The sequence below is a fragment of the Nocardioides sp. genome, from assembly GCF_036401255.1.
Classification (GTDB): Bacteria; Actinomycetota; Actinomycetes; order Propionibacteriales; family Nocardioidaceae; genus Nocardioides.
On sequence record NZ_DASWVI010000230.1, the window covers coordinates 1 to 8,790 of the forward strand.

Below are 8,790 nucleotides of genomic sequence, written 5' to 3' on the forward strand. Positions count from 1 at the left end.
GGGCCGCCCGGAGCAGCACCCCCACCGGCCCGGCGTACGCCGGCACCGGCCCGGCCGCGCCGCTCACGCCGAGGCCTCGCGGTCCTGCTGATCGCGGTGCTGCTGGTGGCCGGCACCGGTGTCGGCGCCTGGTGGTTCCTCGACGGGCGCTACACCTCCACCCCGGGCGTGCTCGGCCTGAGCCGCGCGGCCGCCGCGCAGCGACTCGACGAGGCCGGGCTGGAGGTCGAGTGGGGCGAGAAGGCCTACTCCGAGACCGTGCCGGCCGGCGACGTCGTCGCGACCGACCCCGAGCCGGGCGCCAAGGTCCTCGACGGCGGCACCGTGACCGTGACGCTCTCGCTCGGCAAGGAGCGCTACGACGTCCCCAAGCTCAAGGGGATGAGCGTCGACCAGGCCCAGGACGCGCTCACCGGGGCCCACCTGGCCTACGGCACCACGACCGAGACCTGGTCGGACACCGTGCCCCGGGGCGTGGTGATCGCGAGCTCGCCCAAGGCCGGCACGACCCTGCGCCCGGACACGGCCGTCGACCTGGTGGTCAGCAAGGGACCCAAGCCGGTGAAGCTCAAGGACTGGGTCGGCAAGGACGCCGACGCCGCGATCGCCTGGGCCGAGGACAAGGGACTCGACGCCACCGTCGCCAGCGAGGAGTACAACGACGACATCGCCGCCGGTGACGTGATCTCGATGGATCCCGGCGCCGGCACCACCCTGCACCGCGGCGACGGCGTGTCGTTCGTGGTCTCCAGGGGCCCGCACCTGGTCGAGGTGCCGTCCGTGCGCGCCCAGGGGGTCGACGCGGCGAAGGCGACGCTGGAGGCCCTCGGCTTCAAGGTGGCCACCGACAAGGCCTCTGGCTACCTCGGGCTGGGCTACGTGTTCTCGCAAGACCCCGGCGGCGGCGAGATGGTGCCGTACGGGTCCACGATCACCCTGACCCTCATCTGAGGCAGAGCCCCACGTTCGTCTAGGTTGTGCGGGTGCTCGATCCTGCCCTCCGCAACCCGATCGGGACCCACGTGCTGGTCGGCAAGGGCCTGGTCGACGGGGCGGTCGCCAACGCCGACCTGGTGGGGTGCGAGACGTTCCAGGTCTTCACCGGCAACCCGCGAGGGTGGGCGCTCAGCGACGGCAAGCCGGCCGAGGACGCCCGGTTCCGCGACCTGATGGCCGAGCGCGGCACCCGGGTGTTCATCCACGCGCCGTACCTCGTGAACCTCGGGTCACCGACGCCCGCGACGTACGAGCGCTCGGTAGCGTCGGTGGCGCACAACCTCAAGCGGGCCGCCCAGATCGGCGCCGAGGGCGTCGTCGTGCACACCGGGTCCTACGTCGACCCGGGCGAGGGCGACAGCATCGCCCGGCACGCCCGCGCGATGCGGCAGGTCCGCGAGGGCCTGCTCCCCCTGCTCGACGCCCTGTCCTCCGGCGGCGCGGGCGACGACGCGCCGTGGCTGCTGCTCGAGCCGACCGCCGGGCAGGGCCGCTCGCTGTGCGCCGGCGTGGAGGACCTCGCGGCGTACCTCGACGCGCTCGACCACCACCCGAAGGCCGGGATCTGCCTGGACACCTGCCATGTCTTCGCCGCCGGCGCGCCGCTGGACGAGCCGGGCGGCACCACCGCCACCGTCGACCGGGTCGTCGAGATCGGCGGCCCCGGACGGCTGCGGCTGGTGCACGCCAACGACTCCATGGACGTGCGGGGCGCCTTCAAGGACCGACACCAGCGCATCGGCGCGGGCCACATCGGCGAGGCGGCGTTCACCGAGCTGTTCGCGCACCCCGCGACCGAGGGCGTGCCGTTCATCCTGGAGACCCCGGACTCCCGCGACGTCGACAACCGCGACATCCCCCTGCTCAAGAAGCTGCGCGGATGAGGCGCACCACGCTGCTCGCCACCGCGGCCCTGCTCGGCATCACCGCGTGCTGGGGCTCGACCTTCTTCTTGATCCACGACCTGCTGGACCGGGTCCCGACGCTGGACTTCCTCGCCGTGCGGTTCTCGATCGCGGGCGCGCTGCTGCTCGCGATCGCGCCGCGCGCGGTGGCCCGCCTCTCCCCCGCGGCCCGGCGCCAGGCGATGGTGCTCGGTGGGCTGTACGGCGTCGCGCAGATCCTGCAGACCGCCGGCCTCGCGCACACGCCGGCCAGCGTGTCGGGCTTCATCACCGGCATGTACGTCGTGGCCACGCCGCTGTTCGCCGCCGTGCTGCTCGGCAACCGGATCACGAGGCTCACCTGGCTCGCCGTGCTGATGGCCGCCGCCGGCCTCGCGGTGCTGACCCTGCAGGGCTTCTCGGTCGGGTACGGCGAGGCGCTGACGCTCGTGGCGGCCATGCTCTACGCGCTGCACATCGTGGGGCTGGGTGCGTGGTCCAACGCCCGGGACGCACTGGGGATGTCGATCCTCCAGGTGGTGATGGTCGCGGTGATCTGCCTGGTGGCCAGCGCGCCGCACGGCATCGTGCTGCCGGACAACGGCCGCGACTGGCTCTCGGTCGTCTACATGGCGGTCTTCCCTGCCGCGCTGGCCCTGCTGGGTCAGACCTGGGCCCAGGCACACCTGTCCGCGACGAGGACCGCGATCGTGATGAGCATGGAGCCGGTGTTCGCGGCGTTCTTCGCCGTGCTCCTCGGCGGCGAGTCGGTCACCCTGCGGATGGTCGTGGGCGGGTTGATGGTGCTGGCCGCGATGCTGACCGTCGAGCTGGCCCCGCGCCGCAAGGTCGAGGGCGAGGTGCCGCACATCGCCGTGTAGGAGCGGCCCGGGACCCACGTCCGAGCCCGCGTTGCCCATTGGTCCTAGTACCACTCATTCGGCGACGCGGCCCGGGGCACCGGTCCTAGCCTGTGGCCGTCCGAGGGTGTCAGGTGCACTCCCCCGCAGCGCAGCGGCGGGCGATCGTACGGGCACCCTCGGACCGCCAGCCGAACCGGGGTGATCGCTGCGCGGCACGACGCCGCCCACTAGTGTGTCCGCCGGGCCGAGCGCGCAGATCGACGCCGGCCCGCGAGGAGTCACATGAGGTTCTGCGTGAGCTGCGGTCACGAGCTGGGGGTCGGCCGCTTCTGCACGAACTGCGGCCACCCCGTCGAGCGGCCCGTCGAGCGCCCCGAGGACGACTGGCGCACGGACACCGCGGAACGCCCGGCGGTCCCCCAGCCGTCGGTGCCGCCACCGTCCGGGCCGCCACCGTCCGGGCCGCCACCGTCCGTGCCGCCACCGCCGCCGCTGACCCCGCCCCCGCCGCGCTTCCCGTTGTACGCCGACGAGGCGCCCGCCGGTGCCGACGTGGTCCATGGGGCTGCCGGCGCCGAGCCACCGACAGCGACCCTCCCCGTCGTCGAGCCCACGACCCACCGGGAGTCCCGCCCCGCCTGGGGCCTGTGGGCCCTGGTCGTCCTCGCCCTGGTGGCGGTCGCGGGGCTCGGCCTCTGGCTGGTCAGCGACGGCGACCCGGGTCGTCCCGCCGACCAGCAGCGTGCGTCGACCGGCTCGTCCGGTCCCGGCGCCGAGGACGGATCGACCGGGTCCGCCGATGCCGGCGGTGCGGTCCCGGGCGGCGTGCTGGACGGCGCGAGCGTCGACGTGCCCCGCACCGCCCCGCCCGGCCAGGACGTCTCGGGCAACCCGGTGGACTACGAGGGCGACAACCTGCTCGACGGCGTGCCCGAGACCACCTGGCGGATGCCCGGCGACGGCACCGGCCAGGAGATCGTCATCACGCTCGCCCAGGAGTCCCGGCTCCAGCAGGTGGGCCTGATCAACGGCTACGCCAAGGTCGCGCGGGACGCCCAGGGCCGCAAGCTCGACTGGTACCACGGCAACCGTCGGGTCACCGCCGTCGAATGGGTCTTCGACGACGGCACCACGATCAGCCAGGACCTCGAGGACACCACCGCGGTCCAGTCCGTCGACGTCGACACCGTCACGACGACGATCACGCTCCGCCTCGTGTCGGTCTCCGCCCCCGGGTCCGGCCGAGCGGCGCGCGACTACACCGCGATCAGCGACGTGTCACTGGTGGGCCGCGGCTAGCCGAGCCAGCACCGCGGCCGCCCGCTCGGCGTCCTGGCGGCCGACGTCGAGGTGGGTGACCAGCCGGACCGCGGTCGGGCCGACGGCGGACACCAGCACGCCCTCGGCGCGGGCCGCCGCGACGAACCCCGCCGCGTCCGCACGCCGGACCACGACGATGTTGGTGTCGACCCCGGCCGGGTCGACACCGCAGGCCTCGGCCAGGAGCCGGGCGTGGTCGTGGTCCGCGGCCAGCCGGTCGAGGTGGTGGTCGAGGGCGTGCAACCCGGCGGCGGCGAGGATGCCCACCTGACGCATGCCGCCGCCCATCCGCTTGCGCCACACCCGGGCCTCGGCGATCGTGTCGCTGCCGCCGACCAGCAGCGACCCGACCGGCGCCCCCAGGCCCTTGGACAGGCACACGGACATCACGTCCGCGACCGCGCCGTACTCGGCCAGCGGGGTGCCGGTGGCGACGTGCGCGTTCCAGATGCGGGCGCCGTCGACGTGCACGCCGACGCCGACGCCGGTGGCGTACTCGCGCAGGTCGCGCAGGTCCTGGAGCGGCAGCACCGCTCCCCCGGCGAAGTTGTGGGTGTTCTCGACCGAGATCGCCGCGGTCGGCACGAAGAACGGGCCCATGTCGGGTGCGAAGATCGTGCGGATCGCGTCGAGGTCGACCTGGCCGCGGGGGTGGATCCAGGTGCGCATGGTCAGACCGGTGTAGGCGCCGTGCGCGCCCAGCTCGGCGCGGGCGATGTGGGCGCTCGCCTCGCAGAGCACCTCCTGCCCAGGACCGACCAGGGAGCGTACGGCGAGCACGTTGGCCATCGACCCGGTCGGCGTGAACAGGGCCGCCTCGTGACCGAGCATCCCGGCGACCTGCTCCTCGAGCCGCGCGACCGTGGGGTCCTCGCCGTACACGTCGTCGCCGACCTCAGCGCCCGCCATCGCGCGGCGCATCTCGTCGGTGGGCTTCGTGAGGGTGTCGGAGCGCAGGTCGATCACGCGGCCATCCTCTCAGGCGGACGCCGGGGCCCGGCGGGCCCCGCCGTCACGCCTGGCGCAGCATCTGCGCGACCAGGAACGCCAGCTCCAGCGACTGCACCCGGTTCAGGCGCGGGTCCACGACCGACTCGTAGCGGTGCGCGAGGCCGGCCTCGTCGATCTCCTCGCCACCGCCGATGCACTCGGTGACGTCGTCACCGGTCATCTCCACCAGGACGCCGCCGGGCCAGGTGCCGAGGGAGCGGTGGACGTCGAAGAAGCCCTGCACCTCGTCGATGACGTCGTCGAAGCGCCGGGTCTTGTAGCCGGTGCTCGACTCGAAGGTGTTGCCGTGCATGGGGTCGCAGACCCACGCCACCTTGATGCCCGCGGCGGTGACCTTCTCGACGAGCTCCGGGAGCCCGTCGCGGATCCTGCCGGCACCGAAGCGGGTGATGAACGTCAGCCGGCCCGCCTCGTTGTCGGGGTTGAGCCGCTCGGCCAGCGCGATCGCGTCGTCGGCGGAGGCGGTGGGGCCGAGCTTGCAGCCGATCGGGTTGGCGATGTGGCGGAAGTACTCGACGTGGGCGCCGTCGAGCTGACGGGTGCGCTCGCCGATCCACACGAAGTGGCCGGAGACGTTGTAGGGCCGGTCGGTGCGCGAGTCGATGCGCGTCATCGCGTGCTCGTACTCCAGCAGCAGCGCCTCGTGGCTGGAGTGGAAGTCGACCCGCTTGAGCTCCTCCGCGTCGACGCCGATGGCCGACATGAAGCCCAGCGCCTTGTCGATCTCACCGGCCAGCGCCTCGTAGCGCTGCCCCGCCACCGAGGTCCGCACGAAGTCGGTGTTCCAGGTGTGCACCTGCCGCAGGTCGGCGTACCCGCCGGTGACGAAGGCGCGCACCAGGTTGAGCGTGGCCGCCGAGGCGTTGTAGACGTCGAGCAGCCGCCGCGGGTCGGGGATGCGCGACTCCGCCGTGAACTCGAACCCGTTGACCGCGTCGCCGCGGTAGGCCGGCAGGGTGACGCTCTGGCCGTCGACGACCCGGGTCTCCATGTCGGAGGAGCGGGGCTTGGCGTACTGCCCGGCCAGCCGGCCGAGCTTCACGACCGGCACGGAGCCGGCGTAGGTCAGCACGACCGCCATCTGCAGCAGCACCCGCAGCTTGTTGCGCACGTTGTCGGCGGTCACGTCGGCGAACGTCTCCGCGCAGTCGCCGCCCTGGAGCAAGAAGGCCTCGCCGCGGCTGACCGCGGCCATCTTCTCCTTGAGCTCGTCGCACTCACCGGCGAACACCAGCGGCGGCATCCGGCGCAGGCGCGCGACGTTGGCCGCGACGGCGTCAGCGTCGGGGTACGTCGGCTGCTGGGCCGCGCCCAGGGCGTGCAGGGTCGCGAGGTCGGGGATGCTGCTCACCGCTCCAGGGTACGGCGGTGCCGCGGTCGACCTCGATTCGGTGACCGGACACGAGACGGGGCGTCACTCCCCCAGGTGCTCGATGTCGCGGAAGCCGGTCCGCTTGGCGCGGACGCCGCGGTTGGTCGCCCAGGTGAGCACCCACAGCGCGACGCCGAGGCCCAGCAGCCCGGCCGCGATCTTGTACTGGATGTAGTCGGCCTCGAGCCGAGCCCACGGCCCGAGCAGGTACGCGCAGGCCACCGCCCCCAGCACCGGGAACAGCGTCGGTGCCCGGAAGCGGCTCGGGGCGGGGTCGCGACGCAGGATCAGGCACGCCACGTTGACGACCGCGAAGACCGCGAGCAGGAGCAGGGCGGTCGTGCCCGAGAGCGCGACCACGATGCTGCTCTCCGCCTGCAGGCGGACGACCAGGATCAGCGCGAGTGCCAGGAGCGTGGTGAAGGCGATCGCGGTGTACGGCGAGCGCCGGCCGGCCGAGACCCGGCCCAGGCTGCGCGGCAGCACGTCCTGGTGGGCCATGCCGTAGACCAGCCGACTGGCCATCAGCATGTTGATCAGCGCCGTGTTGGCGACGGCGAACACGGTCATGAACGGGAACAGCTTGTCGATCGGGATGTCCGGCGAGCCGACGCGGACCACGTCGAGCAGGACGCCCGCCTCCGGGTTCTGCGGCGTGGCGATGTCGCCGGCGGGGATGACCGCGATCACCGAGATCGCCACCAGCATGTAGATCACCACGGCGATGCCCAGGCCGGTGAGCATCATCTTCGGGAAGATCCGCTCGGGGTCCTTGGTCTCCTCGACCATGTTGACGGAGTCCTCGAAGCCGACCATCGAGAAGAACGCGATCGCGGTGGCGATGGTGACGGCGGCGAACATGCCCTTCTGGTCGGGGCTCTCGAACACGGTGACCCGGGACAGGTCGCCGTCGCCGCGACCGATCACCCAGAACCCGATGCCGATGACGATCGCGAGGGCCGTCATCTCGACGATGGTCAGCACGACGTTGAACTTCACGCTCTCACCGACACCGCGCAGGTTGATCAACGCCAGCAGCACCATGAAGGCCAACGCGACGACCAGCGTGGCGGTCTCCCCGGTGGGCACGCCCGGGACGATCTCGTCGAGGCCGACGAGCAGGTTCGCCGACAGCAGGCTCGACGAGGTCGCCGCGCTCGTGATGCCGGAGCACACCACGGTGAAGGCCACCAGGAACGTGACGAAGTGGAGGCCGAACGCCTTGTGCGTGTAGAGGGCCGCACCGGCGGCCTGCGGGTACTTCGTGACGAGCTCGAGATAGGAGAACGCCGTGAGCGTCGCGACCGTGAACGCGACGAGGAACGGCGCCCAGGCGATGCCGCCGACCTGTCCGGCGATCTTGCCGGTGACGGCGTAGACACCCGCGCCGAGGATGTCGCCGACGATGAACAGCAGCAGCAGCCGGGGACCCATCACCCGCTTCAGGTCGGGTGTGGGGCCGTTGACGTCGAGGGTCGCGGCGCTCGTCGTTGCCATCATGGTCTCCTGATCCGAGGGTCGAGGACACCTACAGCGTTCCCCGGACCCGGGGGTCCCCAACCCCCGGCGCTCCGGCCTCGACGATCCCCAGCCGGGTCAGTAGGAACAGCATCGCCGCGGCGAAGTCGTTGTCGGCCGTGCGGGCGGCGACCTCGTCCCAGTCCACCTGCTCGCGCACCGCCCGGGCGACCGGCACGACCTTGCCGAAGTCGCACGCGTGCTCCTCGAGCGCGTTGAGCTTGTCGACCATCAGCTCGGTCGTCGACAGCACCGGCATCCGCACCGACTCGACCTCGATCTGGTCGACCGCAGCGAGCCGGTCGGGCGGCACCGGCTCCCCCGCCGTGCGGAACAGCACGTCGACGAGGGCATGGTCGACGTACACCTTGAACAGCCAGTCCTCCGGCGGCTGCACGACGTCGAACCCCTCGTCGGCCAGCAGCTCGGCGGCCCGCGGCGCGTCGGCCTCGGCGACCACGAAGTCGACGTCGTGGTCGGGCTCGGGTCCGCCGCGCGCCCAGAGGGCGTAGCCACCGGCGAGCGCGAACGGCACCCCGCCCTCCTTGAGGGCCACGGCGACCAGCTTGAGTGCCTCGCGCAGTCGCACCTGGACGTCGTCGCTCATGCTCGTGCGTTACCCGGGACGCTCGAGGGCATGCCCGCCGGCGGCCCGGGCGTGATCACGGCGTGATGACGGCGTGATGACGGCGGCGAGGTGGGTACCCCGCTGACGATGCGCCTTGCGACGTTCAACATCCTCAACGGTCGGGCTCCGGCCGACGACCACGTCGACCCCGCGGCGCTCGCGGCGGCGGTCCGCGAGCTCGACGCCGACGTCCTCGCC

8 protein-coding genes are annotated in these 8,790 nt (G+C 72.5%); 4 read left to right on the top strand and 4 right to left on the bottom strand.

Translation table 11 applies throughout. The features are described from left to right. The 4 genes from VGD85_RS10595 to VGD85_RS10610 form a co-directional block, all read left to right on the top strand. Positions 1-951 (top strand): Stk1 family PASTA domain-containing Ser/Thr kinase (locus VGD85_RS10595; RefSeq protein ID WP_331063404.1); only part of this gene is annotated, 951 nt, incomplete at its 5' end. Between the two features lie 32 nt (positions 952-983). Further along, positions 984-1,880, top strand: a complete 897-nt coding sequence (locus tag VGD85_RS10600; RefSeq protein ID WP_331063405.1) for a deoxyribonuclease IV — start codon at positions 984-986, stop codon at positions 1,878-1,880. Continuing rightward, the gene (locus tag VGD85_RS10605; protein WP_331063406.1) at positions 1,877-2,761 is read left to right on the top strand and encodes a DMT family transporter; all 885 of its coding nucleotides are present in this window, start codon (positions 1,877-1,879) and stop codon (positions 2,759-2,761) included. The genes VGD85_RS10600 and VGD85_RS10605 overlap by 4 nt, the downstream gene beginning before the upstream one ends. Before the next feature lie 264 nt (positions 2,762-3,025). After that, complete coding sequence (locus VGD85_RS10610; protein ID WP_331063407.1) at positions 3,026-4,042, top strand: zinc ribbon domain-containing protein; 1,017 nt, start codon at positions 3,026-3,028, stop codon at positions 4,040-4,042. On the opposite strand, the gene VGD85_RS10615 is transcribed toward VGD85_RS10610, so the two are convergent. From VGD85_RS10615 to VGD85_RS10630, 4 genes are all read right to left on the bottom strand, one after another. Further along, the gene (locus VGD85_RS10615) at positions 4,022-5,029 is read right to left on the bottom strand and encodes a threonine aldolase family protein (protein ID WP_331063408.1); all 1,008 of its coding nucleotides are present in this window, start codon (positions 5,027-5,029) and stop codon (positions 4,022-4,024) included. The genes VGD85_RS10610 and VGD85_RS10615 overlap by 21 nt on opposite strands. Positions 5,030-5,075: 46 nt before the next feature. Continuing rightward, positions 5,076-6,425, bottom strand: coding sequence for a class II 3-deoxy-7-phosphoheptulonate synthase (locus tag VGD85_RS10620; RefSeq protein WP_331063409.1), 1,350 nt, complete (start codon positions 6,423-6,425; stop codon positions 5,076-5,078). Positions 6,426-6,488: 63 nt separating this feature from the next. After that, entirely contained in the window at positions 6,489-7,943 is a 1,455-nt protein-coding gene (locus VGD85_RS10625) for an APC family permease (protein ID WP_331063410.1), read from the bottom strand. A gap of 31 nt (positions 7,944-7,974) precedes the next feature. Then, positions 7,975-8,571 carry a nucleotidyltransferase family protein gene (locus VGD85_RS10630; protein WP_331063411.1) on the bottom strand — a complete coding sequence of 199 codons (597 nt, stop codon included), beginning with the start codon at positions 8,569-8,571 and terminating at the stop codon, positions 7,975-7,977. Between the last annotated feature and the right edge of the window lie 219 nt (positions 8,572-8,790).